Here is a 26,957-nt window from a genome sequence, read left to right as displayed (position 1 = left end):
CATATTATAAACTCTGAACGGGAATATCCAGCAACTCATACCCGGCCCAGCCTATAAAATCATAATGCCACCATTCGGTTGACAGCACTTTAAAGCCGTATTTGGCCATTACTGTTTTCAGCAGCTCGCGGTTTGTAATTTGCTGCTGCGGTAAATCCATATAGTTTGCCCCGGCCTTACGGCTAAAGCTATCAAAGCCGGTTGGCATATCCAGTTCTTTGCCGGTTTTAATATTGATAAGGGAAAGGTCAATAGCGCAGCCACGGTTATGCTTCGAGCCTTTGCGTGGATCGGCTACAAAGTTAGTATCGGGGGCCATTTCATAAAAATTAACGGTAACCGAATATGGCCGATAGGCATCATAAATTTTAATACCGAGTCCCTGCATTTTTAATTCGGCTTCAACCTGTTGAAGCGCCTTCACTACGGGCAGACGCGCAAAAGCTTTGCCAGTAGTATACATGCGGCGGTGCATGAAATTGTTGGTTGTAGCATACCGCAGGTCTAAAATAATTTCGGGGATATATTTCTTTATTTCCACCAGCTGTTTATCCGGGCTTGCTTTAACCTGTAGTTTATAGCGGGCAATACCATAAATTTTTGTACTGTCGATATATTTATAATGCTGCGCATTAACGCGCAAAGCACACGCGACAAATATCAGCAATATCAAATACCGGCGATTCATATTACTGTTTACCTGTGCGATACGATCAGCAAATCGAGGTCTTTGCAGGGAATCGAAAAACGCTCGCCAATGTGTTTATTGGTAAGCTGGCCCTGGTAAATATAAACCGCGTTACGCACCCCCGATTTTTGCCAGATGAGGTTTTTGATGCCGCCCATATCGCCAATATCAAGCAGTATCGGTGCAAAAATATTGGTGAGCGCATAGGTAGCGGTACGGGCCACACGCGATGCGATGTTAGGCACACAATAATGAATTACATCATATTTGCGAAAAACGGGGTGGGTATGATTGGTAACTTCGGATGTTTCAAAACAGCCGCCCTGGTCAATACTTACATCAATGATCACCGAGTCGCGTTTCATGCGGCTAACGGTAGCTTCAGAAATAATGCAGGGGCTGCGGCCATCTTCGGCACGGAGCGCGCCTATGGCCACATCGCAGGTGGTGATGGCTTTTTCTAATACAATAGGCTGTACCACCGATGTGAAAACGCGGTTGCCGATATTGTTTTGCAGGCGGCGGAGTTTGTATATCGACGGATCGAATACCTTAACCTCGGCACCCAATGATATGGCGGTGCGTGCCGCGTATTCGCCCACGGTTCCGGCACCCAGAATCACGATTTCGGTTGGCGGAACGCCGGTTATGCCGCCCAACATCAGGCCTTTGCCTTCAAAAACATTGCTTAAATATTCGGCTGCTATAAGTATGGAAGTAGCGCCCACAATTTCGCTCATGGCCCTTACCACCGTAAGGGTATTGCCCTCATCGCGCAAATGCTCAAAACTTAGCGCGGTGATCTTTTTGGCCATCAGCGCCTGAATGCTTTCGGCCTTGAGCGTAGCGATTTGCAGGGTAGAGATCAGGAGCTGCCCGGGCTTCATCAGCTCAATTTCATGAGTGGTAGGAGGGGCTATTTTGATAATGATATCGGCCTCGTAAACTTTTTTGGTATCATATACTATCTGGGCGCCCTGCTCACTGTAATCCTTATCCGAAAAATTGGCGGCCTGTCCGGCATTACTCTCCAGCATTACCTCGTGGCCGTTATTAACCAGCAGCGCTACCGACAGCGGGGTCAACGGCACGCGGTTTTCCTGGAAGGAAACCTCTTTGGGAATGCCGATGTATAGCTTGTTCTTTTTGCTTTTTACCTCCAGCAACGACTCCTGGGGCTGCAACATTGCTTGCTTGGCAATATCCGAAAACCCGCTATATATCCCTGAACTCATGATGTGTTTTTTTTAAGGCTGTTGAAGATAAGAAAAAACGATGTATGATAAAACTAAATATTTTCCATGCTGATGCTGCGCGAGGTGCTGTCCAAAACCCGGATCCGGATATTGGTGTAACGGTTCGGGAGCAGGTCGGGAATTTTTTCGGGCCACTCAATAAAGCAGTAGGCATCGCTGTAAAAATATTCCTCATAGCCCATATCCAATGCTTCTGTTTGATTTTTAAGACGATAGAAATCAAAATGAAAGATCCTGCTGTCGCGGCCGGTGTATTCGTTTACGATAGAAAACGTAGGACTGGTTGGCTGTTCTGTTACGCCGAGCTCTTCACATAAAGCTTTGATGAGCGTTGTTTTGCCAGCCCCCATTTCGCCATAAAAAAGAAAAATTTTATTCCCCGCCGAGTTGGCCAGGATGGCTTCGGCAGCCTGCGGTAATTGAGATGTTGAATTTACAGATAGTTGCACGTGTAATAAATTTAAGTACGTCATTGCGAGGAACGAAGCAATCGCGAACAATACAGAGCGGACCTGTAAGTAGGGGATTGCTTCGTTCCTCGCAATGACGTTTTTATGCTTAGTGGCACTGATTCAAAAATACTCAAAATCCCTAAATTATAAATTAGCCGTCAGAGCTTTAAAAAAAGCCTCCTTAACCTCTATATGTGGGATATGCCCGCAATTATCAAACTCGATGAGTTTGCAGCCGGGGATCTTTTGAGCCGTTTCGGGCCCTAATATTTTATACTGTCCATGTTTGGCTTTTTCTTCGTCGCTAAGCAGGGCCTTGCCTACTATGGTTTTATCCTCTTTGCCTGTAAACAACACTGTAGGCACTTTAATGAGCCCAAATTCGTAACAAATCGGCTGCTCGTAAATCATTTCAAAAGTGAGCGCTGCGACTTTGGCATAGCGGGGAAAATCGGCGCTTTTGCTTACGCCGGCGCCAATCGCAACCAAATAATCGTATTCGGGTTTCCAGGTGGTGAAGTAAGATGTTTGATAATACTTCTTAACACTCTCGTAGCTGGTTTTTAATTCTGTTTTGTAATCGTCTTCGGCGCTTGCATAGGGAACAAATGTGCGGTAATCTTCCAGGCCGATCGGATCTTCAAGCAGCAATTTTTCAACCCTGCCGGGATACATGAGCGTAAACCGGGTGGCCAGCATCCCGCCCATGGAGTGGCCCATTAAAGTAACCTTTTGAACCCCTAAACTATCCAGCAGGTTTTTGTTAAACCTTGCCAGCTGATGAAAGCTATAGTGAATAAACGCTTTTGATGATTTGCCAAAGCCTATCTGGTCCGGCACAATCACCCGGTAGCCTTTGCTGCTGAGCACGCGGATTACATCTGCCCAATAATAGCCGCCAAAGTTTTTGCCGTGAAAAAGCATTACCGATTTGCCATTTGGAGCAGCCGGTTTTACATCCATATAGGCCATGCGCAGATCCTGCCCTTCAACTTTTATGGGCATAAAATTTACCGGATACGGGTATTTTACATTTTCGAGCGTAATAGAAAGCGTATCGGTTTGGGCATTTGCCGCCATGCCAGCTGATACCAGAAGGAGAAGTATAAGTATTTTACGCATACAGAAAAATACAGAAGACAGAAGTAAATGTTTGCCCCCGGGCCTGCCAGCCGGCGAGTTTGACCTGGTGATGACCAGGAAGGTACATGTAATCCCTGCACGGGCAGTCGCACAATACGTGCGCCAACCGAGGGGCAGGAAAATAAAAAAGTCCCGCCGGGCAGCAGGACTTTTTATATGAAACATTATTAATGATTAATTGATGGACAATGGCAAATAAATACCGAAGGTAATATTGCGCCCCATATTATAAATACCAAATTCCGGATCTTCCGAACTTATCCGGCCGGGTTTGAGACGGCTAAGCGCGTCATAGTATTTGATGTTGGCCAGGTTATTACCCGATACATACAGTTTAACTGGTTGTTTGCCAAAGTTAACCGTTGTGCCCAGGCCTGCATTTAACAGCGTGTAGCCCTTGGTGCCGGTTTCAAAAGCGGAATCATAACGGTACTGGTTAAAGAAGTTATCAATACCTACCGAAATGTATGATTGTTTCAAACCTTTAATAGTTGGCTCAAAACGCAGCGTGTTTTTCAGCGTACCGGCGGGGATGAACGCCAGCGGCCTGTCGAGCGTATTATTACGGGCATAAGTGTAGCCAAAGGTATTTTCAAAATGGATGAAACTTACCGGGTGCAGGGTAAAGTTACCTTCAACACCATACAGGTTAGCACTAACCTGGTTGTAACGGTACACATCAAACTGGCTCAGACTGCCGCTTTCGTTTTCGGCCTGTGCTACATCCCCCTGTTTGTGCGATGCATAAATATAGTTGTGGATGTAGTTTTCATAGATCCCTAAACTGGCACTTACAACTTTGTCGTCGTATTGCAGGGTAGCGTCAACCTGGTAACTTCTTTCGGGCGCCAGGTTAGGATTGCCTATTTCATAGCGGAAAGTACCCTCATGTACGCCGTTTGATCCTAATTCGGCAGGGTTTGGCGCACGGAAGGCAGAGCCTGCATTGGCCTTGAAATTCAGGTTTTCATTAAACTCGTGGGTGTAACCTAACGCTCCGCTTACGTTCGAGAATTTGTTGGTAAACGGAGTAAATTTGGTTTCGCCATCCTCAACCAGGCCTTTGCCCTCGTTTTTACGATAATCATACCTGACACCGGCATTAAAGGTGTTTTTATCCCAGGTTTTTTTGATATAGGCAAAAGCGCCCACACCATAAGTATCATAAGCCGGGATCAAAAACTCCGAGCCTTTGTTTAAACTGTGACCGATGTCCGAACTCGCGCCAAAAACAGGTTGCCATCCGCTTGCCTCGGTAACATAATATTTTACATCGCCCGAGTACGTATTCAAATCAAAGAACAGGGAAGGATCCGGTCCGTCGAGCTCGCGGCGCTGGTTTTTCTGGTAGCCGAGGTTCACTTTCAGGTTGCCCCCTTCGGTAATGAAGTTGTTATCCCAGTTTATTTTATAATGGCGGATATCCTGTTTAGGGTATTCAAGCGTACGGCTTTTATATTCATCCTGCGTAAATGGTGTGCCGTCGTCATGCAAAAAGTTGAGGCCATTAGCAGGTTCCGGGTCGTAAAAACCGATATTGTTTTTAAAGTAGCTGAGGTTGATGTGTGAGTAACCCCATGATTTATTAAGACCGATCATACCGCTCAGGTCGGTTTCATTAAACCCGGAGTTAGGGAAATAGTAATCGGGTGTTTTAAAGGAGTAGGCATTTTTGTAGCTACCGCGGGCACGCCATACCAGTCCGTTTTCGTTACCGGTAAGCATCAGTGAAGTTCCGGTTAGGCCGTTATTGGTGGAGTAGTTGGTTAAAAACTCACCTTTGATCTGCCCGTCGGGCGGGGTAAGTGGCTCAAGCAGGTTAATAACACCGCCTAGCGCGTCCGATCCGTATAGCAGTGAAGCAGCCCCGCGAAGCACCTCTACTCTGTCTGAGCTGTATTGATCAACCTCAATGCCGTGCTCATCGCCCCATTGCTGGCCTTGTTGTTTAACCCCGTCGCTCAAAGTAACTACACGATTATAGCTTAAGCCGCGGATAACCGGTTTGGAAATAGAAGGGCCGGTAGTGATCTGCGACATGCCCGGTACCTGGTGTGCAAGCGCATCGATAAGGTTGGTTGACTGCCTTAACAAGCCATCGCGCCCCACAGCTGATACTGATGTGCTGTTTTGTTTATTATTAGCGCTGATAGCTGTGCCGGTAATAACCACTTCGTGGGTTTCGATAATGCTCGACTGCAATTCAAAAATCAGCGGGGTGCCGGCCGAAAGATCAACTATTTTGGTAAGGGATTTATAACCCACATATTCTATCGAGAATAGGAACCTGCCCCTGTTGGGTAATGATTTAAAAGAAAACTCGCCATTAGGATCGGTTATGGCAGATATTTTTAATTCGGGGATCGTGATCACAGCACCCGGTAACGTTTGTTTTGATTGCGCGTCGACCACACGGCCTTTAACAATAATAACATCTGCAAATGCGGAAACCTGCACTAACAGCAATATAATGAAGCTTATAAGCTTTAATTTCATGATGAAAGATTAAGAAAAATCAATAAATACCGTTGTGATCAACGGCTATGTTTTGAAGAAAGCGTAAGGTAACCTTAAGCAATAACCGGAGGGGCGCGGCCGGCGGCAAGGATAAGCGCAAGGCTTACAAAATTGTAATCGCCGGGTTTAAAAAAATGATCAGAAGTTACAAGAGGGATAAAAAATGAACTGTTGCTAACGGCCACAGCATCGGTATGGTGCATGGCATCGCACAGCAAACATTTTTCTTTAACAGTTTGCTGACCAACAGCCATATGCCTGTGTTTGGTGATTCCTTTGATCAACGCGTGCTGGTGCGAATAAACCATATATTGCCCGGCCGCAAAGCAAACAAGCAGCAGCCACGCAAATACAATATGTAAGCGTTTTTTTTTCACAGTCAACATCCCTTTAACGGAATACGGCAAAAATAAGTATTAAAACGAGAATATTAATGCAACATTGTAACAATAATGTGGTGTTCATGGTCTATGGCTGATAATTCATGGCTTTGGCGTTTGTTAGGAAAAAGCCATTTGCCAGATTTTTACTATGAACCATCAACTATGAACCATGAACTAATCTATCTTTGCCAAATATGACACCTGCCGAGATCAATAAAAAATGGGATGCGCTGCAGCAGCGGATAGCTGAGGATTTTGATAACGAAAAGCCCGATATAAAGGTGATGCTTTTTTTGATCGGGGTACAGGAGCTGGGGCAAGGTCCGCGGAAGTTTAGCAAGCGCCAAAAAGAAGAGCTGATGCATATCGCCACCTGCCGCTTAATGAGCATGATGGGCTTTTACGAGCTGGAAGGCCTTGACCAGGATGGCTGGCCGCATTGGAAACGCGTAAAAGTAATCCCGAATTATACCCTGCTTGAACAGGAAATGATGATGAAATCGCTCATTGTAAATTACTTTGAGGAGATGGAGGGGGCTGAGTAGTGGTTGGTTTATTGGGTTGATTAGGTGAGTGGTTGGTGACGGATTAATGTGTTTGTAAATGGCTTTTAAGCAAGGGACTGCGCGACTCCCTCCCCTGGGAGGGCGTAGGGAGGGGTTTTTCATACTTGTTAATGGCATCGCGTATAAACCCCTCCCTGCCATCACACTTGCCGGCCGCACCCCTCCCCAGGGATGGAATTAAAACATTCGGAACAATTAATCTATCTTCATCAGTCAAAAATCAACGTAATCATCGAAATCAAAAAAATCAATGGTATATGAAGAAACTTTTTACCCTAAGCATTCTTTTATTAACCCTTACGGCTGCATTTGCCGGGCCGCCTAAAAATCAGTACGTGCGGATCCATACGGTTTATGGCGATTGTATCCTTCGCCTGTATAATGAAACGCCTTTGCACCGCGATAACTTTATCAAACTAACCAAAAAGGGATTCTTTAATGGCACGCTGTTTCACCGCGTGATCCAGAATTTCATGATCCAGGGTGGCGACCCGGATTCAAAAGATCCGGTAAAAGCAAAACCCGGCGCTGAACTGGGTAACGGCGAAGTGGGTTATACCATCCCCGCCGAATTTCGCGATAGCCTGTTTCATAAACGCGGTGTACTTGCTGCCGCGCGGGATGATAACCCTAAAAAAGAATCAAGCGGCTGCCAGTTTTATATTGTGGAAGGCAAACGCTTTACCGACGGCAAACTGGATACGCTGGAAAATACCCGCCTTAAAGGCCGCAAGATCCCGGCATGGCAGCGAGATTGGTATAAATCAGTTGGTGGTTCTCCGCATCTTGATCAAAACTATACCGCTTTTGGTGAAGTTGTTTCGGGCATTGATATGGTAAATAGGATTGCTGCGGTAAAAAAGGATACTAACGACCGGCCAGTTGCAGATGTGCCGATGACTGTTGAATTGCTAAGTAAAAAAGAATGTAAGCAGTTGGATAAGATATTGTTTCCGGATAAAAAATAAACCGGCTGTCGCGAGTTTAGCGATAGCGTAACTCGTGGTTGGCATAATGTAGGCTTTCAGCTTACACAAATTCAGCTGAAAGCTGAAACCATGGTACACCACGGGGTGAAACCCCGCGGCAGATAGCGCAATTTTATTATAGTTTTGTGATTTGAATCAAATCCGAAATCAAACATCCGAAATCCCAAATGAAAATACTTACATATAACGTTAACGGCATCCGTTCGGCAATAAACAAGGGTTGGCTGGCCTGGCTGCAGGCTACCGATGCAGATGTAGTTTGTTTGCAGGAGATTAAAGCCACGCCAGATGTATTGACTGATCTGGGTTTGGTAGATCAGATGGGCTATCAGCACTACTGGTTCCCGGCCGAAAAGAAAGGCTACAGCGGTACGGCCATTTTTACCAAAATATTGCCCAAGCATATTGAGTACGGCTGTGGTATTCCGGATTTTGACCGCGAAGGGCGCTGCATCCGGGTTGATTTCGACGAGGTATCAGTGATGAGCGTTTATTTCCCGTCAGGCTCAAGCGGTGATGACCGGCAGATTTTTAAATACCGTTTTCTGGATGAGTTTGGCAAGTACCTTACCCTGCTTAAAGTGGAGCACCCTAACCTGGTAGTTTGCGGCGATTACAATATTTGTCACCGCCCTATTGATATCCACAATCCAAAATCAAACGCCAACTCATCGGGCTTTTTGCCGGAGGAACGCGAATGGATGGAGAACTTTATTGAAGGCGGATTTATAGATACCTTCCGCCACGTTAATAAAGAACCGCATAACTATACCTGGTGGAGTTTCCGTGCCGGATCACGCGGTAAAAACTTAGGCTGGCGTATCGATTACGCCATGGCCAGCACCTCGCTTGAAGATAAGATCCGCCGTGCGGCTATATTGCCGGAGGCCAAGCACTCCGATCATTGCCCGGTGTTGCTGGAGCTGGAGTTTTAGCCCCTCTAAATCTCCCCTAAAGGGGAGATTTAAAAAATATTAAATGTCCCATCAAAGTCCTCTCGTTGAGGACCTTGATAGGACACAAAGGTTAATGACAAAGGGGGCTGTCAGTCTGAGCCTGTCGAAGACTCGCGCGCAGAGGCCCTACCCACCATGCTTCGAGAGCCTACCCATGACACCCATTTTATGTGTTATAGTAGCACGAAGAAATCCTAAACTATACAGAGCGGACCTGCCAATAGGGGATTATTAATACTTATAATTTGTTTTATTAATAAGCTCCCTCCAGTCGGTTGTCTTCGTTCCTCGCAATGACGGGTGTATAAAGCGTTTTCTTACTTCGGCCCGTAAGTAACCACCGGCACTATCATTTCCTCTAACGATATCCCTCCGTGCTGGAAGGTTTCATTATAAAAATTCACAAAGTGGTTGTAGTTGTTCGGGTATACGAAATAGCTATCCTCCTTGGCAAAAACAAAGCTTGAGCTGATGTGCAGCCTTGGCAGCATGGCATCATGCGGGTTGCGGATATGGAAAACCTCCTTGGCATTATAGTTCAGGTTTTTGCCTTGTTTATAACGCAGGTTGGTGTTGGTATTCCTGTCGCCCACAATTTTGCTTGGGTTTTTTACACGGATAGTGCCGTGATCGGTAGTGATCACCACCCGTACCTGTTTTTGAGCTAAGAATTTCAGCAGATCGAACAACGGCGAGTGTTCAAACCACGACAGGGTTAATGAACGGTAAGCAGCATCATCACTTGCCAGCTCGCGGATCATCTGCATATCCGTACGGGCATGCGAAAGCATATCCACAAAGTTGTACACCACTACATTAAGCTCGTTGTTCATGAGGTTATTCACCGACTCATTCAGCGCCCGGCCTTCGTCAATATTCAGGATCTTGTGGTATGAGTGTTTGCAATCCTTTCGCAACACGCGCTTCAGGTGATCGGCTAAAAAGTCTGCTTCGTACAAGTTCTTGCCGCCTTCATCCTCGTCATTCTGCCACATGGTCGGGTAGCGGCGCTCCATATCCAAAGGCATCAGTCCGGAAAATATCGAGTTACGGGCGTATTGCGTAGCTGTTGGCAGGATACTATAATAAGTGTCCTCTTCCTCCAACCTGAAATATTCGGAAATAATAGGGTTAATAATCTTAAACTGATCGTAACGCAGGTTATCTATCAATATAAAAAACAAAGGACCTTTGCCATCCAGCTTAGGGAATACTTTCTTTTTAAATAACTGGGGCGATGAGGTTGGCGCCAGGTCCGGGTTTTTGATCCAGTTGAGGTAGTTGCGCTCCACAAACTTGCAAAACTGCATATTAGCTTCGGCTTTTTGCAGTGTCAGGATCTCGTGCATGCCGGCATCTTCCAGCTTTTCCAGCTCAAGCTCCCAGTAGATCAGTTTCTTGTAAACGTCAACCCATTCCTGGTGGCTCAGGTTTTCGTTAAGGGTCATGCCCAGTGTACGGAAATCCATCTGGTAGGCCATGGTGGTTTTTTCGGTAACGAGGCGTTTGTTTTCGGTCAGTTTTTTTATAGTAAGCAGGATTTGCTTAGGGTGTACCGGCTTAATCAGGTAGTCGTCTATTTTTGAACCGATGGCATCTTCCATCAGGTACTCTTCCTCATTTTTGGTGATCAGCACAATGGGCACATCATTGTTGATGTTCTTGATCTGCTGCAGAGTTTCCAGGCCGGTAAGGCCGGGCATGTTCTCATCTAGGAAAACCAGGTCGAAATAATTGTTCTTAAAAGAGTCGACGGCGTCGTAGCCATTGGTAACAGTGGTTACTTTATAGCCCTTTTCGCCCAGGAAAAGTATATGTGGTCTTAGCAGGTCAATTTCGTCATCGGCCCATAAAATGGTGGTGTCTTGCATAATATGTATATTAAATTTCTGAATCAGAATTTTCAGAATTTAAAAATTTTCAGAATGATCCGGTATAAGGTTAAATGCTTTTCAAATATCAATTTTTTACCATTAAATTCTGTGAATCCTAAAATTCTATGAATTCTGATTCAGACAGTAAACCCCAAATAGATGCTTTTGTTGTTATTCAGTAAAGGTATTAACAAAATTTAACAAACCTGTCGCGCTTATTTTACCTTTGTTTTACATTTTTGCACTTACATAAGCAGCATTGAATAAAAAGAAAATAATTAACGACCCGGTTTACGGTTTTATCAGTATCCCAACCGAACTGATCTTTGACCTCATATCCCATCCGTACTTTCAGCGGTTACGCTATATCAAGCAACTGGGCATGACGCACCTGGTTTATCCCGGCGCACTGCACACCCGTTTTCATCATGCTTTGGGCTCCATGTACCTGATGGATACCGCGCTTGAAACATTGCGAAGCAAAGGCCACCAGATCTCTGCCGAAGAGGAAGAAGCGGTTACCATTGCCATATTATTGCATGATATTGGCCACGGCCCATTTTCTCACGCTTTGGAAAATACCATTATTGATGGCATTGCCCATGAAGATATTTCATCAATGCTGATGAATAAGCTTAATGCCCGGTTTGAGGGTAAGCTTACCATGGCCATTGATATTTTTAATGATACCTATCCGCGTAAGTTTTTACATCAACTGGTATCCAGTCAGCTGGATATGGACAGGCTGGATTACCTTAATCGCGACAGTTTCTTCACCGGTGTATCCGAAGGGGTGATCAGTTCCGAGCGCATCATTAAGATGCTCAATGTTAAAGACGATCATGTGGTTGTTGACGAAAAAGGCATTTACTCGATAGAGAAATTTTTGATTGCCCGCCGTCTGATGTACTGGCAGGTTTACCTGCATAAAACAGTGATAGCGGGCGAGGAGGTGTTAACCAAGATCTTCAGGCGCGGCCGCGAACTGATTTCGCAGGGTAAGGAACTATTTGCTACTCCGGCCCTGCTGCATTTTTTAAAGAACCGCATCAGCCGGGATGCTTTCATGAACGAGGACCATCACCTGGAAACTTTTGCATGTTTGGATGATACCGATATTATGGCATCGGTAAAAGTGTGGGCCTATCACCCCGACCTGGTACTTTCTCATCTTTGCAAAAACCTGGTACAACGCAGCCTTTTCAGGGTTGATATTACCAATGAATGCCCCGATGAAGCTTTTGTTGAAAGCCTTCGTCAAAAGGCGATGGAAAAGTATGGCATTAGTTATGAAGAAGCTGCGGCTTACTTTGTATTTACTACATCTATCCGTAATAACGCTTACAACCAAAACGATGGCAACATTGGTATATTGATGAAGAACGGCGAGGTGAAAGATATTGCTGCCGCCAGCGACAATTCAAACCTTGTGGCTTTGGCCAAGACGGTGAAAAAATATATCCTTTGTTATAACAAGGAGTTGTTGAATTAACAGGCGGTTTTCACTGTAGAGACGCATAATTGCGTCTCCCGCATGCAGGTTACTGCAGTTTGGGATTGGCAAAGCGATCTGTCCTAAAGGAGACGCAATTATGCGTCTCTACATAAAAAGGCATTATGGATAAATGCCGGAAATGTGCACTGGCCGCGTTAGGGATTGTAGTGGAAAGCCCACAGCGCGGGTTGGAATTAGGGGTTGGGCAAGCGAGGACTTGGAACGGAAAGCCCGGCCGCAGGCAACGCCCCTATTTAAAAAGAACGATAAAACAATAGCGTTGTACTTTGGATTTAACAAATAGCAAAACGAAACCGATTATCCATCTGCGACAAATGAAGAAATGGTGAAAAATAAAACGCGTTGACAGTCAAAACTTTTTAACGCGTGTTCATAACTCATTAATAATTTGTTGCTTCAATTTTAACATTTAAATTTGCCCGATGCAATTTACCGCTCATGATATAAGTTTACTGCTCAACGGAACTGTAGAAGGCGATCCTTCGGCAACTGTTAGCCAGCTTGCCAAGATAGAGGAAGCCGGGGCCGGCAGCCTTTCTTTTTTGGCCAACCCTAAGTATGAGCAGTTTCTGTATACTACCAACGCCTCCATTGTTATTGTTAATAATGATCAGCAGTTAACGGAGCCCGTAAAAGCTACACTGATCAGGGTTGAAAACGCTTACAGCGCGTTCACTGTCCTGCTTGATAAGTACAACACTTTCAGGCTTGATAAAAAAGGAATTGAACAGCCAAGCTTTATCCATCCCACAGCACAGGTGGGAGCGGGCGTTTATATCGGCGCGTTTGCTTATATCGGCCAAAATGTAAGCATCGGCGATAATTGTAAGATCTATCCAAACGCTAATATTGGCGATAATGTAACCCTTGGCAACAATGTAACGCTGTTTGCAGGGGCTACGGTTTACTTTGATTGCGTTATCGGCAACAATGTGATAGTGCATTCAGGAGCAGTTATCGGCAGCGATGGTTTCGGCTTTGCCCCTAATCCCGACGGCACTTACACTAAAATTGCGCAGATTGGTAACGTGATATTGGAGGATGATGTTGAAGTGGGGTCAAATACTACTGTCGACAGGGCGACCATGGGTTCGACCATAGTGCGTAAAGGGGCTAAAATTGATAACCTGATCCAGATTGCCCACAATGTTGAAATTGGGGCACACACTGTAATTGCGGCACAATCGGGTATATCGGGCAGTACCAAAATTGGCGAAAAGGTTGTTATTGGCGGGCAGGTAGGTTTTGCCGGTCATCTTAATATAGCTAACGGATCGCAGTTTTCGGCCCAGACCGGTATAAACCGCTCTATTACAGAAGAAGGTAAGGTATGGGGTGGCTCTCCAAATATGCCATATAAAGATTACCTTCGTGCCCACGCGAAGCTGCGAATGCTACCCGAGCTTGACCGTAAGGTTTACGAGCTTGAAAAATTAATTGAAGAACTACGTAAAGGCAAGGCAAGCGAATAGCCTTAGCCTGTAAATTTAAATATGAACGTTAAACAAAGAACTATTAAAGCGCCGGTTTCGGTATCAGGAACAGGCTTACACACCGGACAAAGCGTTACAATGACCTTTAATCCCGCCCCTGAAAATCACGGTTATAAATTCAGGAGGATTGATATTCCCGGTGCGCCAATTATTGATGCCGATGTTGATAACGTGAGTGATACCTCGCGCGGAACATCTATAAGCCAGAACGGCGCTACAGTAAATACTGTTGAACACGTGCTGGCCGCTTTGGTTGGGCTTGAAGTTGATAACCTGCTGATTGATCTTGATGGCCCCGAAACTCCCATTATGGATGGCAGCTCGATCCAGTTTGTTGACGTAATAACCGAAGTTGGGCTGGTTGAACAGGATGCCGACCGCGAATACTATCATATTCCCTATAACATTCATTACTCTGAACCTGAGCGAAAGGTTGAAATGGTTGCCATGCCTTTGGATGATTACCGTTTTACCTGTATGGTTGACTATAACTCGCAGGTGCTGGGTAGCCAGCATGCCAGTATCTCAACCATTGGCGAGTTTAAAAAAGAAATTGCTTCATGCCGTACCTTCTGCTTTTTGCATGAGTTGGAAATGCTTTTAAAGCATGACCTCATCAAAGGTGGCGATTTGAACAACGCTATTGTTGTTGTTGATAAAGATGTTGACGAAGAAGAACTTAACCACCTTGCCAAGCTGTTTAACCGCAAGGATATCAGCGTTGCGCCACAGGGTATTTTAAATAATATTGAGCTAAGGCACCAGAACGAACCTGCCCGTCACAAATTGCTGGATATGATTGGCGATTTGGCATTGGTAGGGGTTCCGTTGAAAGGCCATATCATGGCTGCAAGGCCTGGCCACGCAGCTAACGTTGCCTTCGCTAAAAAGATTAAAGCGCTCATCAAAAAGGAAAAAAGCCGCAAACAGGTAAAAACTTACGATCTGAATGCCAAGCCGCTTTTTGACACCGTTGATATCATGGGCATGCTGCCTCACCGTCAGCCATTCCTGATGATTGACAAGATCCTGGAGCTTACTAAAAGCCACGTTGTAGGGTGCAAAAACGTAACCATTAACGAGGAGTTTTTTAAAGGCCATTTCCCCGGCGCGCCAATCTTCCCCGGTGTATTACAAATTGAGGGTATGGTGCAAACAGGCGGCATCCTGGTGTTAAACACAGTTCCCGATCCGCAAAACTACCTTACCCTGTTCCTGAAAATTGAGAACGCCCGCTTTAAAAGTAAGGTAGTTCCCGGCGATACCATTATTTATATTTGCGACCTGATTGCCCCCATCCGCCGCGGCATAGCTACCATGAAAGGTATAGGCATGGTGGGCGACCGTGTTGTTGTTGAGGCCGAACTGATGGCTCAAATTGTAAAAGTAAAAGAATCTGAAGCATGATCCAGCCATTAGCATACATCCATCCACAGGCCAAAATTGCCGATAACGTGGTAATTGAACCATTCGTTACCATCCATAAGGATGTTGAAATTGGCGAAGGTACCTGGATCGGCTCCAACTCCGTAATTATGGATGGCGCCCGCATAGGTAAAAATTGCCGGATCTTCCCCGGCGCGGTTGTATCCGCCCCGCCGCAGGATTTAAAATATAAAGGCGAGCAAAGCACCGTAACCATTGGCGATAACACTACCATACGTGAGTGTGTTACCCTTAACCGTGGTACAGCCCTTGATAAAAATACCACCACCATTGGCAGCAACTGCCTGCTGATGGCTTATGTACACGTAGCGCATGATTGTGTTATCGGCGATAACGTAATTGTTGCCAACGCGGTGCAGCTGGCCGGTCACATTACAGTTTATGATTACGCTTTCATCGGCGGCTCATCTGCCGTGCACCAGTTTGTTGAAATCGGCGCGCATAGCATGATCTCGGGCGGTTCATTGGTACGTAAAGACGTTCCCCCGTTTACCAAGGCCGGTCGCGAACCGCTATCATATGTAGGTATCAACTCTGTAGGCTTGCGCCGCAGGGGATTTTCGGCTGCTACAATAGCCGAAATCCAGGAGATCTACCGGATCATATTCCTCAAAAAATATAACGTAACCAAAGCACTTGATATCATCGAGGCCGAGTTTACCCCAAGTGTAGAACGCGATGAGATCATCAACTTCCTGCAAAACTCGCAAAGGGGTATCATGAAAGGCTTTGGGAATACTTAAATTGTTGATGGGTTATAGTTCATGGTTCATAGCCGGACATCCGGCCGTTTTGCAAATCACTATGAACTATAACCCATAAGACCAGTATCAGCCATTAGCCAAAACAGGTTCTTTGGCTATGAACTATGAACCATCAACCATAAGCTCCCTATGATCATCACCCTCCAAAACATCGGCCGCCGCTTTAACCGCGACTGGATTTTCAGGGGAGTGGATTATACCTTTACTTCCGGCGAGTCATATGCTATCCTTGGCCCAAACGGTTCCGGAAAATCAACCTTACTGCAGGTTTTAAACGGGAGCCTTTCGCCTTCTACAGGCAAAATTGAATTTGCTAACGAAGGCAAGCCGGTTGAAATAGGCACCGTTTTTACTCATTTAAGCCTGGCTGCTCCCTATCTTGAGCTGATAGAAGAGTTTACCATGAGCGAGATGATCGATTTTCATTTCAAATTCAAAAGCTTTAAACCGGGTATAGATAAAGAAACGGTTATCGCGCTGCTCAACCTGCCTAAAAGTGCCAACAAGCTTATTAAATACTTTTCGTCGGGGATGAAACAGCGCCTTAAGCTTGCCCTTGCTTTTTGTGCCGATACCCACATGCTTATGCTGGATGAGCCAACTTCCAACCTGGATACCCAGGGCGTTGACTGGTACTTAAACCTCGTTCAGCAATTCGCCGCAGGCCGCCTTACCATCGTATGCTCCAACCAGGAACATGAGTACGGCTTCTGTAATCACAGGTTGAGTATTGTGGATTATAAGGTGTAGTGAGTGGTTGATTGCGTGAGTGGAGAATGGTTGAATAGTTAAATATTCAATGCTCATCGAAAATTTAATACCCTTTTACCAAGAGTAAACGATTCACCTAATCAACTCTATCAACCACTCACCAGCAAAGAAACCACTCACCTAATCAGCCCAATCAACCATTCACCAACATAACTACTTGTTTCTTTGCGCTTAAGTAACTAAGTTTGCGCCTCAATATTATTTTATGGCTAAGGCATCAGATGTTAAAAATGGAAATGTACTTCGCTTCAACGGCGAATTAGTTCAGGTTGAGGAGTTTTTACACCGTACCCCGGGCAACTTACGCGCGTTTTACCAGGCCCGTATGCGCAACGTTAAATCAGGTAAACTGGTTGAATACCGTTTCCGTACCGATGAAGAGGTTGACATAGCCCGCGTTGAAACCAATGATTATCAATACCTGTATGACGAAGGTGATTCATTAGTAGTAATGGACAACACCACATACGATCAGCATAACGTACCAAAGGCATTATTTGGCCCGGCAGTTAAATTTTTGAAAGAAGGCATGAACGTAATTGTTGCCTTCGAAAGCGATGAGCCCATCATGGGTTCTATCCCGGGTTCGGCCGAGTTGGAAATCACTTACACCGAGCCGGCCGTTAAAGGTGATACCTCAAGCGGTGCTTTGAAAAATGCCACCGTTGAAACCGGCGCGGAGATCCGTGTACCGTTGTTCATCAACATTGGCGATAAAGTTAAAGTTGATACCGCTACCGGCGCTTACGTTGAGCGTGTAAAAGGTTAATCCACCGGCCCTCAAAGGGCAGGAAACAGATATAAACCAGGAAGAGGTTTCGTTTTCACGAAACCTCTTCCTGGTTTTAGCCCCGCTCATTTCGTACTTGTTTCGGGATCCCAACAGAGAGATTAAAACTTATCATGTATGTACGTCATGATCCTGACCATCTCATCTCTTATTTCACGGGTTGGCCGGGTAAAATTATTGTTCATGAATGCAAAAGCCAGGCGTTTGCCTTTGCGGGTAACTATGTAGCCGCTTTGGTTATGATTGTTGCTTAACGATCCGGTTTTTGCCCAAACAAAAGGATGCCCGTTATCGGTTTTATAGGCGCTTTTAATTGTACCTGCTACGCCGCCTACCGGCATCATGCTATGTAACAGGTTTTCATCTTTCACCTCATCCTGAATTTTGAGTAGCAGGGCTACAAGGTCTCTGGGGGTAAACAAATTATACCGCGACAATCCCGAGCCATCAACCCATTGCGGCACATCGGGCAAGTCATTCAAAAAATGTGTTTTTGAGTAATTGATCACCGAATCGGTACTGAGGGTATTAAACTTTGCCGACGAGCACACCAGCAGCAATTGTTCGGCAATAAAATTATCGCTCGGCTGCAGCATCCGCCGGTAAACGGAATCGGCATTGGTATTATAAATAACCCGCGCATCGGCAGCCATTGGTTCCTGCAATAAGGATACCTGCTTTTTAAGCGTATCCTGCAGCAGGGCCATGGTAAGCTGCAGGCTTGTTTTCCATGGGATTTCCTGTTTGTAGTTTTTGGGAATCTCCCCGGCAGGGTACACAAAATTATTGCTGATAAAATCGCGCTTAACTTTAAACTGAGCCGGGCGATAATTAATATCCGCGTTTAAAAACCGTTTTAGATATTGGGGCATTACCTGCATGTTACCGTCATTATCGGCATACAGCTGAGCAACATTATCCTCAATTGGCAGGGCGGTTATTTCGGCCTGGTAATAATCATTGTAATCGTCCCAGCCCCATCCTGCACCAAAAGGCTCACCGGTATAGTTGCCGGGCGAATAAAAAAGGTGTTTACTGCTGCTCTTCAAAAAGTTAAGCCCGTTTACCCCCTTCAAATCGCTGTGCAAAAAAGAAGGGTCGCCCGTACCCCAAAATATCAGCGAATCACCGCGGGTTTGATAACGCAATGCCGGGATAGAATCGCCAAGCATTTTCAAACAGGTATAAAAAGTAAAAAGCTTGGTATTGGATGCCGGTGTAAAGTATTTATCGGCATTTAATTCATATATCATTTTATGCTCGTCCAAATCATAAAGGGCGAACCCGGTAAAATGATCATTAACAATCTGCGAATGCTTAAACAGCTTTTTAACCTTTCGTTTTTTTATGGAACGGGCATAAACAATATCACAACAAAGGGATAAAACACAAACAATTAACAAAAATGAAATTGTTGACTTTCGCATAATAAAATAATTTTTTAACAAATAAATCTCGTAAATTTAATATACCAACTATAACCACTTTGTTACACAAGCTATATTATAAAATACGCCATCCGGGAGCATTGTGGCTGGCATTTGTGTTAACATTTTGCCTTATAACCACAGCCCGGGCCCAGTACTTTGATCTTGATGTACATAAAAAAAAGGTGAATATCCCGTTTAAGCTGGAACGAAACCTGATGATCATTCAACTTAAGATCAACCACAAAGGGCCCTTTAACTTTATATTGGATACCGGCGTAGGCCTCATGATCATAACCGATCCTAAATTAGTCGATTCTATCAGTATTCCTAATAAACGTACATTAAAAATCCCGGGGCTTGGCGAAGGGGAGGATTCTGAAGCTTATGTAACCTCAACCTTAGATGTTGCCATACCGGGGCTGGTTAGTTATGATGTTGCGGCTGCCATATTAAAAAAAGATCTTTTTAACCTTTCGGGTTACGCGGGCATGCCCATTCATGGCTTGCTGGGTTACGAGTTTTTTAACAACCTTGCCGTAAAGATCAGTTTCCAGGACAGCGTAGTTACCGTTTGCCGGCCTAAAGACCTTAAACCTTTCAGAAAAGCGAATAAGATCCCCATGTCTGTCGAAGACAGGAAAGCCTATGTGGATGCGCGGGTTATAATGCCAGGCATAGCACCTATTAAAACCAAGCTGGTTGTTGACCTTGGCGCCGGGCACCCGGTATCAATTGAACGTTATATCAAAACCTATGGCCTCCCGCAAAAATTTATTGCTTCGGCCAACCTTGGCATCGGCCTAAACGGACCCATAAACGGCTTTATAAGTCGGATGGACGAATTTAGTTTAGGAAAATTCAGGATGAAAAGGGTAATAGCTTCATTTCCTGATGACAGCAATAACCAAACCAATCTGTCGGTGAAGCGCGATGGAAACCTCGGCGTCGGGATCTTAAAGCGATTTACCGTTATTCTTGATTATCCGGATAGTGCCATGTATTTAAAACCCGGCCCAACCTATAATGATCCGTTTGAGCATGACATGAGCGGCCTTGAGTATTATGCCGCGGGCGACCACCTCGACAGGATCGTTATCAGCCGCGTAGAACCGGGTTCGGCAGCCGATGAAATTGGCCTTGAACGCGACGACGAGATCGTATCGGTAAATTTTAAACCTGTTTCAAGAATGAACCTCCAGGATATTGATGAAATATTCAAATCAAAGGATGATAGAAGCCTGCTGCTTGAGGTATACCATGACAAACGGGTTGATAAAGTTGTACTGACATTAAAACGCAGGATATAATTAATAATACCTGTAAAATTATTATTGATAAAACAATTTGTGGCTAAAAAAGCCCTGTTTTTTATATAAGTTTACGGTTTAAACTATTTTTAATAAATGAAAAGACATCCGTTGCCGGGTATTTATTTACGCGGCTCAGTATTGGCACTTGCGGTTTTGGCGGGCTCTTGCGCTGCCAGGAAGCAAGCTGCAAACCAAAGCCTTACCCTAAAAACCACTACCACACCCGGCGGAACCGTTGCGACAGCAACAACCGGAACCCCCAAAAAAGAAGGTATTAAAAAGTTTAGCGACCTTATCCCCGCTAAAACAAAGGCTGATAGCGGCCTTTTTAATACTTACAAAGTTGATGGCAAATATTACTACGAAATACCCGATTCATTAATTAACCGCGAGATGCTTGTGGTTACCCGTTTTGTAAAAACACCGGGCGGCCTCAAAACATTTGGCCAGCAATATGGCGGCGAAGAAATTAACAACCAGGTTTGGAAATGGGAAAAGCACGATAAGCAGGTATTTATCCGGGTGCCCAGCTATTCGTTGCGTGCCGATAGCACCAGTGATATGTACCAATCGGTTAAAAACTCAAACCTTGATGCTATACTGGCCTCCTTTGAGGTAAAAGCCTTTAATAAAGATACTACCGGGGTTTTAATTGATGTTACCGATTTTTACAACGGTGATATTGCCGCTATTGGTTTGTCTGATGATATCAAAAAGGCTTATAAAACCATGGGGGTTGATAATTCACGTTCCTATATCGACACCATTAAAAGCTTCCCAATAAATATTGAGGCGCGCACACTAAAAACCTACCGGGCCGGCGAGTCGCCAACTGACAACAGTAATGCAGCGATTACATTTGAGTTGAACACTTCCATGCTTTTACTGCCCAAAGTCCCGATGAAAGCCCGGATCATGGACCCGCGCGTAGGCTTTTTTGGCCAGCGCCAAACAGATTACGGCACCAATGCTCAAAAAGCCCTGGTTACCGCCTACATTCACCGCTGGAAGTTAGAGCCTAAAGACCCAATTGCTTATGCAAAAGGCGAACTGGTTGAACCTAAAAAGCAAATTGTGTTTTATATTGACCCTGCTACACCTAAAAAATGGGTGCCTTATTTAATACAGGGCGTAAACGACTGGCAAAAAGCGTTTGAAGCTGCCGGTTTTAAAAATGCCATAACCGCTAAAGAAGCTCCAACAGCAAAACAGGACCCACAGTTTAGCACCGAAGATGCCCGCTATAGCGTGATCAGGTATTTTGCATCGGATGTAGAAAACGCCTATGGCCCCCACGTGGCCGATCCACGCAGCGGCGAGATCCTGGAAAGCCATGTTGGCTGGTACCATAACGTGATGCAGCTATTGCGCGATTGGTACCTGATCCAAACAGCAGCGGTAAACCCCAAAGCCCGCCACGCGCAATTTGCTGACGATCAAATGGGCGAGCTGATCCGTTTTGTATCATCGCATGAAGTTGGGCATACTTTAGGATTGCCACACAACTTTGGCTCAAGCTACGCTTACCCTGTTGATTCACTACGCTCAAAAACCTTCACCGATAAACATGGTACAGCACCTTCCATTATGGATTATGCCCGCTTTAACTACATAGCCCAACCCGGCGATGGCGTTACGCATCTGTACCCGCAAATTGGCGAGTACGATAACTGGGCAATAAAATGGGGTTATACCTGGTTCCCCGGCAATAAAACGCCGGAGCAGGAAAAAGAAACATTAGCCGTGTGGACCAACAAGAATGCCGGTAACCCGATTTATTATTTCGGTCGCCAGGGCACCACTATCGATCCGCGCCTGCAAAATGAAGATTTGGGTGATAATGCCATGAAAGCCAGCGCCTATGGTATTGCCAACCTGAAACGGATTTTGCCAAACCTCGAAAAATGGACGTACAAAAAAGATGAGGACTATGCCGACCTTAATGAATTATATAATGAAGTTTTAGGTCAGTATTACCGTTACATGGGGCATGTTACCACCAACATTGGCGGCATGAACGAAAACTTTAAAACATATGATCAAAAAGGCGCGGTTTATGATTTTGTGAGCAAGGAACGCCAGCGCGAAGCCGCTTTATTTTTAAACCAGCAATTATACACAACCCCGTTATGGCTGATTAACAAAGCCGAATTGGCCAAGTTTGATAACGGTGTTATGATAAACCGTATTAAAGCCATGCAGGTTTCATTGCTGGGCAATGAGCTAAACCCTTCAAGGCTGGCGCGGATGTATGACAATGAGGCCAAAAACGGCGCTAATGCCTATACCGTTGCGCAGTTATTAACCGATTTACATACAGGCATATTCGGCACAACCAAACCCGACGGCTACCAGCGCAACCTGCAAAGGGGGTATATCGAAAACCTGAAGAACCTGTTAAATACAGATGCAAGCTTTGCATTCCCGGGTATATCAAGCGCGCAGCTGGCAAGCTGGGGCTTTACACCGATCAACATCGCTTTGTCTGATATCAGGCCTATGGTACGCGCCGAATTAAAGAAAATTGATACCGGCCTGCCAAAAGGCGGCGATGCAATAACAGCAGCTCATTATGCCGACCTTCACCTCAGGATAAAGGAAGCCCTTAATCCGACAAGGCCGGTTGTAAATATTGCAGGGGGAATGGTTAGGGGTATAAACACCACCAACCAGGATATACTGAATGAAAAAACAGGAAGTATGAACTGCTGGCCACGTACCAATGTTGAAAACTAATCTGGCACACCCCTTAAAAATCCTTCTTAAAATCCTGCCCTATTTGTAGGGTGGGATTTTTATTTGATGGATTTGTTTTAACAAAATGCTGATGACTTAAAATAATTATGCGGCAGGGTGTAAAAAGCCCTTTGCCTATTTAAGCTGGCTTATATTTTCAAAAAAAGCAATCTGCAAATCAAGCAGCGACTTAACGTTTATTTTTTCGCCGTAAGCATCAAAGCATAAAAATTTTGTTAACTCGGGCCTGTTTTTCTTCGATTTTTCGAAAAAATTAAAGGTTTCAAAAAAATAATGATTGGTTGTAACCTGACTTTTGCTGTTTGTTTGTGATGTATTCAGCCTAAAACCGATCGTATCAATCCATTTGTGCACTTTTGAATGCAGCGAGTTTCTAATATTGTTCATAGGTTAATGTTTGGTTTAAGTATAACGAAATTTCATGCCACAATGTTACTATCATATAAATTCATTTTAAACAATAGTTTATTTCTTGTGTGGATTATTAACGCATCAATAGCATTATTTGGTATTTGCTGCAACAAATATTGAAACTAATTATTCACATATTCGTAATAAACCTTAAGACCTCCAAACGGAACTCACTTAGCACAACCCGCCGCTTATAATTGACTGACTGATCTTTATAACACCACAAGGCCGGAGACCCCGGCCTTTTTTGCGTAATAATTTGTAACAATAATATGATTGATAAGCAATTACAGGCCTAATGTGTAACAATAATATATTGATAGGGCTTTTAGCAGATTTTAAGTTGAACATTTGCAGTTCAATTACGTCTATATACACAAAAAAACAATAATTGCACGCCGAAAAAACGTTTATGAAACCCCTATTTCTTATTTTAAGTTTTACCCTTTTATTTGCCTTTGGTTCCTACGCTCAAACAGGGCGGGAGGTAAAGGGAACTGTCGTTGATTCCACTAAGCTTTCCTTACCCGGAAGTAGTGTTAAACTGGTTTCAAATGCCGGGGATAGCACCATAGCCATTGCCGATGCTGCAGGTAAATTTTCGTTCCCGGTAGTAAAGGGCAACAAACTAACCCTTACCATTTCATCAATCGGTTTCACCGCAATTAAAAAACATTACTCGCTTGATGCCGGCACCCAACCGGTTGATCTTGGCGCTATAGTTTTAAAAACCGAAACCAATATGCTTAGCCAGGTGACCATTGTAGGTGTTAACCCGGTGATATTAAAAGAGGATACTACCGAATATAAAGTAAGCGCATATCCTGTACGCGAAAATGCCCCCGTTGAAGATGTGTTAAAAAAACTGCCGGGCGTTGATGTGGATAAAGACGGCAACGTAACCGCGCAAGGCAAGTCTGTGACCAAAGTAAGGGTTAACGGAAAGGATTTTTTTGGCGGAGATGTTAAAACCGCAACCAAGAACCTGCCTGCCGATGTGGTTGAAAGTATCCAGGTAATTGACGATTACGGCGACCAGGCCAATCTTACCGGCATCAAAACCGGCGAACCGGACAAGATCCTGAACATCACCATCCGTAAGGATAAAAACCATGGCTATTTTGGACAAGCCACAGCAGGCGACGGCGAGGATTTTTTACCTAAAGCCCCGGGCATAACCAATGCCAATCGTTATATAGGCGATCTGAAATTTTTTAACTTCAACAACGAACAGCAGATAGCCGTATTGGGTACCATTAACAATACCAACGTAAATACATTTACCTATGGCAGCGCCACTGGTGGCGGCGGAGGTGGTTTCGGGGGAGGCGGTGGCGGCAGGGGCAATGCATTGCGTGGCTCAAGCAGCTCCACAACCAGCGCAAACGGTATCACCAATGCGCATGCCATCGGTGCCAACTTTCGCGACCAGTGGGGTAAAACACTCTCTGTTTACGGAAGTTACAGCTATACTGATAATACTATCAACACCATTAGCTCATCTATCCAAACCAACAACGTTCAGTCGCCAAGTATAAGTACGCAAAAAAGCGATCAAACAGATAATCCCATTAATCATCGCTTTAACTTTAACCTTGAGTGGAAACCCGATACCATTAATTACTTAAAAGTTGTACCAAACTTCACCTACTCGAGCACTAATACTGATGCTAACGAATCCTTATCAACAACTATTGATGGAATAGCACATCCATCATATACTTCATTGTCGCACACTGATGGCACAACACCAAGCTATGGCATTAACGCCTTGTATAACCACCGCTTCAACGGGCATGGCCGCAACTTAAGCATTAACATCAGCGCTAATACATCAAAAACATCGCAGTTCGATAATCCGACTTATGATTATGCCGATGGAGCACCCCGCCAGGCGCCTGCCAATCAGCAAACCTATACCGATAGCCGCGTAACCAGCTTTGGTACAAACATTTCATATCTGGAGCCAATAAGTAAAAGAGGGTATTTGGAGCTTAATTATGCATTTAACCGCTCAAACACCACCAGCGACAGGGAAACCGATACGCTGAGTACCGCCAATACTTACGACCATTACGACAGGTTGAGCAATAACTATAAATACAACTTTACCACCAACCGCGTTGGCCTGAACTACCGTTTTATCGAAAAGAAATACAACGTTACTTTAGGCATTGGCGTACAACCGGCCGCATTAAACGGCCTCAATCTTAAAAACGATTCGGCTACGCACGTAACCACGTTTAACGTGATCCCAACCGCTCGTTTCAGCTATAATTTTTCGAGGGGAAAAGCTTTAAACTTCCTGTATAACGGATCAAGCAACCAGCCTACATTTAACCAGCTGCAACCTGTTATTGACTTCACAAATGCGCTTTACCCGGTGCAGGGTAACCCTAACCTGAAGCCGGAACTTGCCAATAATTTTTCTTTGAGATATAACAATTTCAGTTTCCAAACCGGCAATATTTTCTTTACCAATTTCAACTTTACCGCAACGCAAAATAAAATAGTACAAAACACTATTTCTTATCCCCGCAAATTTAGTAAGGCGGTGTTAGCAGCAGATCCATCGCTAAAAAGCTTTGAGGGCACCAATCTTACCAACTATTTAAATGCGGATGGTTACTATTCGGGCACTGCCAATGTGGTATACGCCAAACCATGGGCCCAACGTAAATTTACCCTGCAATTTAATAGCGCTTTAACTTACACCAATGGTGTGGCATTCTCAAATAGCATCGATAGCAATAACGTTGCCGCATCAGCCGCTCCATTAAAAAATATAGCCAAAAATCTCAACTTTACCCCGGGTTTAAAATTCAGGGTAAATATTGTTGATGTTATTGATGCGGAGGCAAGCAGCAGCTATGGCATCAATAAAACAACCAACTCTATCCATAGTACGCTTATTGATGGCAGCTCAAACTTCCGCACGTTAAATTTAGGGCTGGCCGGCAAAAATTATTTCTGGAAAGACTGGACCCTGAGCTATGACTTTACCCGTACTGTAAATTATGGTTATGATCCAAGTCTTGGTATTAAAAACCCTAACATTCTGAATACTTACGTTGAACGCCGCTTTTTGAAAGATCACCGCGCAACTATCCGCTTAGCAGCATATGATCTTTTCAACCAAAACACAGGTTATACATCGGTTGTAAATGGCAATATAACTACGCAATCTACCGTAAATAGGCTTGGGCGTTACTACTTGCTAACATTCACACTTCGTTTACAAAAGTTTGCAGGCAAGGCCCCAGATCAGCAACCCGGCCAGCGCAGGTTTAATCGCGATGGCGGTGGACCTGGTGGACCGGGCGGTGGTCCAGGAGGAGGTGGCCCGGGCGGTCCGGGTTCTTTCTAAGGGATAATATTTTTTTAGAGACGCATAATTGCGTCTTCCGCAGGACAAGCGATTTTCAAAAGCGTCTTAGCTACCGTA

21 protein-coding genes are annotated in these 26,957 nt (G+C 44.7%); 12 read left to right on the top strand and 9 right to left on the bottom strand.

Going from position 1 to position 26,957, the window contains the following annotated elements; translation table 11 throughout:
* Positions 1-4: 4 nt before the first annotated feature.
* The 6 genes from ACP26M_RS22125 to ACP26M_RS22100 all read right to left on the bottom strand — a co-directional run bounded on the left by ACP26M_RS22125 (position 5) and on the right by ACP26M_RS22100 (position 6,433).
* Positions 5-688 (bottom strand): M15 family metallopeptidase, encoded by a 684-nt coding sequence (locus ACP26M_RS22125; protein WP_426583352.1) that lies wholly within the window; start codon positions 686-688, stop codon positions 5-7.
* 8 nt (positions 689-696) lie between these two features.
* Positions 697-1,923 (bottom strand): alanine dehydrogenase, encoded by a 1,227-nt coding sequence (locus ACP26M_RS22120; protein WP_090532635.1) that lies wholly within the window; start codon positions 1,921-1,923, stop codon positions 697-699.
* A 53-nt stretch (positions 1,924-1,976) separates the two neighbouring features.
* On the bottom strand, positions 1,977-2,393 hold the full coding sequence (tsaE, locus tag ACP26M_RS22115; RefSeq protein WP_426583350.1) for a tRNA (adenosine(37)-N6)-threonylcarbamoyltransferase complex ATPase subunit type 1 TsaE: 417 nt from the start codon (positions 2,391-2,393) through the stop codon (positions 1,977-1,979).
* A gap of 147 nt (positions 2,394-2,540) precedes the next feature.
* Positions 2,541-3,518 (bottom strand): alpha/beta fold hydrolase, encoded by a 978-nt coding sequence (locus ACP26M_RS22110; protein ID WP_426583348.1) that lies wholly within the window; start codon positions 3,516-3,518, stop codon positions 2,541-2,543.
* Positions 3,519-3,713: 195 nt separating this feature from the next.
* The gene (locus ACP26M_RS22105) at positions 3,714-6,035 is read right to left on the bottom strand and encodes a TonB-dependent receptor (protein ID WP_426583346.1); all 2,322 of its coding nucleotides are present in this window, start codon (positions 6,033-6,035) and stop codon (positions 3,714-3,716) included.
* Positions 6,036-6,109: 74 nt separating this feature from the next.
* Positions 6,110-6,433: a hypothetical protein gene (locus tag ACP26M_RS22100; protein ID WP_426583344.1), complete on the bottom strand. Its 324-nt coding sequence runs from the start codon at positions 6,431-6,433 to the stop codon at positions 6,110-6,112.
* A gap of 200 nt (positions 6,434-6,633) precedes the next feature.
* Here ACP26M_RS22100 and ACP26M_RS22095 point away from each other — a divergent pair, with 200 nt between their 5' ends.
* The 3 genes from ACP26M_RS22095 to ACP26M_RS22085 all read left to right on the top strand — a co-directional run bounded on the left by ACP26M_RS22095 (position 6,634) and on the right by ACP26M_RS22085 (position 8,929).
* On the top strand, positions 6,634-6,984 hold the full coding sequence (locus tag ACP26M_RS22095; protein ID WP_090532643.1) for a hypothetical protein: 351 nt from the start codon (positions 6,634-6,636) through the stop codon (positions 6,982-6,984).
* A gap of 278 nt (positions 6,985-7,262) precedes the next feature.
* Entirely contained in the window at positions 7,263-7,973 is a 711-nt protein-coding gene (locus ACP26M_RS22090) for a peptidylprolyl isomerase (protein ID WP_426583343.1), read from the top strand.
* A gap of 188 nt (positions 7,974-8,161) precedes the next feature.
* Complete coding sequence (locus ACP26M_RS22085; RefSeq protein WP_426583341.1) at positions 8,162-8,929, top strand: exodeoxyribonuclease III; 768 nt, start codon at positions 8,162-8,164, stop codon at positions 8,927-8,929.
* 338 nt (positions 8,930-9,267) lie between these two features.
* Here ACP26M_RS22085 and ACP26M_RS22080 read toward each other — a convergent pair whose 3' ends face one another.
* Entirely contained in the window at positions 9,268-10,821 is a 1,554-nt protein-coding gene (locus ACP26M_RS22080; protein ID WP_426583339.1) for a PglZ domain-containing protein, read from the bottom strand.
* Positions 10,822-11,083: 262 nt separating this feature from the next.
* On the opposite strand from ACP26M_RS22080, the gene ACP26M_RS22075 reads away from it, so the two are divergent.
* The 6 genes from ACP26M_RS22075 to efp all read left to right on the top strand — a co-directional run bounded on the left by ACP26M_RS22075 (position 11,084) and on the right by efp (position 17,583).
* Positions 11,084-12,316 (top strand): HD domain-containing protein, encoded by a 1,233-nt coding sequence (locus ACP26M_RS22075; protein ID WP_426583337.1) that lies wholly within the window; start codon positions 11,084-11,086, stop codon positions 12,314-12,316.
* A 446-nt stretch (positions 12,317-12,762) separates the two neighbouring features.
* Complete coding sequence (gene lpxD, locus ACP26M_RS22070; protein ID WP_426583335.1) at positions 12,763-13,812, top strand: UDP-3-O-(3-hydroxymyristoyl)glucosamine N-acyltransferase; 1,050 nt, start codon at positions 12,763-12,765, stop codon at positions 13,810-13,812.
* Between the two features lie 21 nt (positions 13,813-13,833).
* A complete protein-coding gene (locus ACP26M_RS22065; RefSeq protein ID WP_354485210.1) occupies positions 13,834-15,240 on the top strand; it encodes a bifunctional UDP-3-O-[3-hydroxymyristoyl] N-acetylglucosamine deacetylase/3-hydroxyacyl-ACP dehydratase in 1,407 nt (468 codons plus the stop codon).
* Positions 15,237-16,022: an acyl-ACP--UDP-N-acetylglucosamine O-acyltransferase gene (gene lpxA, locus ACP26M_RS22060; RefSeq protein WP_090532656.1), complete on the top strand. Its 786-nt coding sequence runs from the start codon at positions 15,237-15,239 to the stop codon at positions 16,020-16,022. Before ACP26M_RS22065 ends, lpxA begins: the two co-directional genes overlap by 4 nt.
* Positions 16,023-16,172: 150 nt before the next feature.
* Positions 16,173-16,793 (top strand): ABC transporter ATP-binding protein, encoded by a 621-nt coding sequence (locus tag ACP26M_RS22055; protein ID WP_426583332.1) that lies wholly within the window; start codon positions 16,173-16,175, stop codon positions 16,791-16,793.
* Between the two features lie 226 nt (positions 16,794-17,019).
* A complete protein-coding gene (efp, locus tag ACP26M_RS22050) occupies positions 17,020-17,583 on the top strand; it encodes an elongation factor P (RefSeq protein WP_090532660.1) in 564 nt (187 codons plus the stop codon).
* 122 nt (positions 17,584-17,705) lie between these two features.
* Here the strand turns inward: efp and ACP26M_RS22045 are convergent, their stop codons facing one another.
* Complete coding sequence (locus tag ACP26M_RS22045; protein WP_426583329.1) at positions 17,706-19,031, bottom strand: D-alanyl-D-alanine carboxypeptidase/D-alanyl-D-alanine-endopeptidase; 1,326 nt, start codon at positions 19,029-19,031, stop codon at positions 17,706-17,708.
* Positions 19,032-19,090: 59 nt separating this feature from the next.
* Here ACP26M_RS22045 and ACP26M_RS22040 point away from each other — a divergent pair, with 59 nt between their 5' ends.
* Positions 19,091-20,341 (top strand): aspartyl protease family protein, encoded by a 1,251-nt coding sequence (locus ACP26M_RS22040; protein ID WP_354485218.1) that lies wholly within the window; start codon positions 19,091-19,093, stop codon positions 20,339-20,341.
* Positions 20,342-20,437: 96 nt separating this feature from the next.
* Positions 20,438-23,080: a zinc-dependent metalloprotease gene (locus ACP26M_RS22035; protein ID WP_426583327.1), complete on the top strand. Its 2,643-nt coding sequence runs from the start codon at positions 20,438-20,440 to the stop codon at positions 23,078-23,080.
* Between the two features lie 135 nt (positions 23,081-23,215).
* Here ACP26M_RS22035 and ACP26M_RS22030 read toward each other — a convergent pair whose 3' ends face one another.
* The gene (locus ACP26M_RS22030) at positions 23,216-23,488 is read right to left on the bottom strand and encodes a hypothetical protein (protein WP_090532667.1); all 273 of its coding nucleotides are present in this window, start codon (positions 23,486-23,488) and stop codon (positions 23,216-23,218) included.
* Positions 23,489-23,924: 436 nt separating this feature from the next.
* Between ACP26M_RS22030 and ACP26M_RS22025 the strand changes: the two genes are divergently transcribed.
* Positions 23,925-26,879, top strand: coding sequence for an outer membrane beta-barrel protein (locus tag ACP26M_RS22025; protein WP_426583325.1), 2,955 nt, complete (start codon positions 23,925-23,927; stop codon positions 26,877-26,879).
* Positions 26,880-26,957 lie beyond the last annotated feature (78 nt).

Origin of the sequence: Mucilaginibacter sp. R-33 (assembly GCF_049949235.1) — a bacterium.
In the GTDB taxonomy this organism is placed as follows: domain Bacteria; phylum Bacteroidota; class Bacteroidia; order Sphingobacteriales; family Sphingobacteriaceae; genus Mucilaginibacter.
The sequence above is the reverse complement of the archived record's forward strand: the minus strand, read 5'-3'. Positions and strand labels throughout refer to the sequence as shown.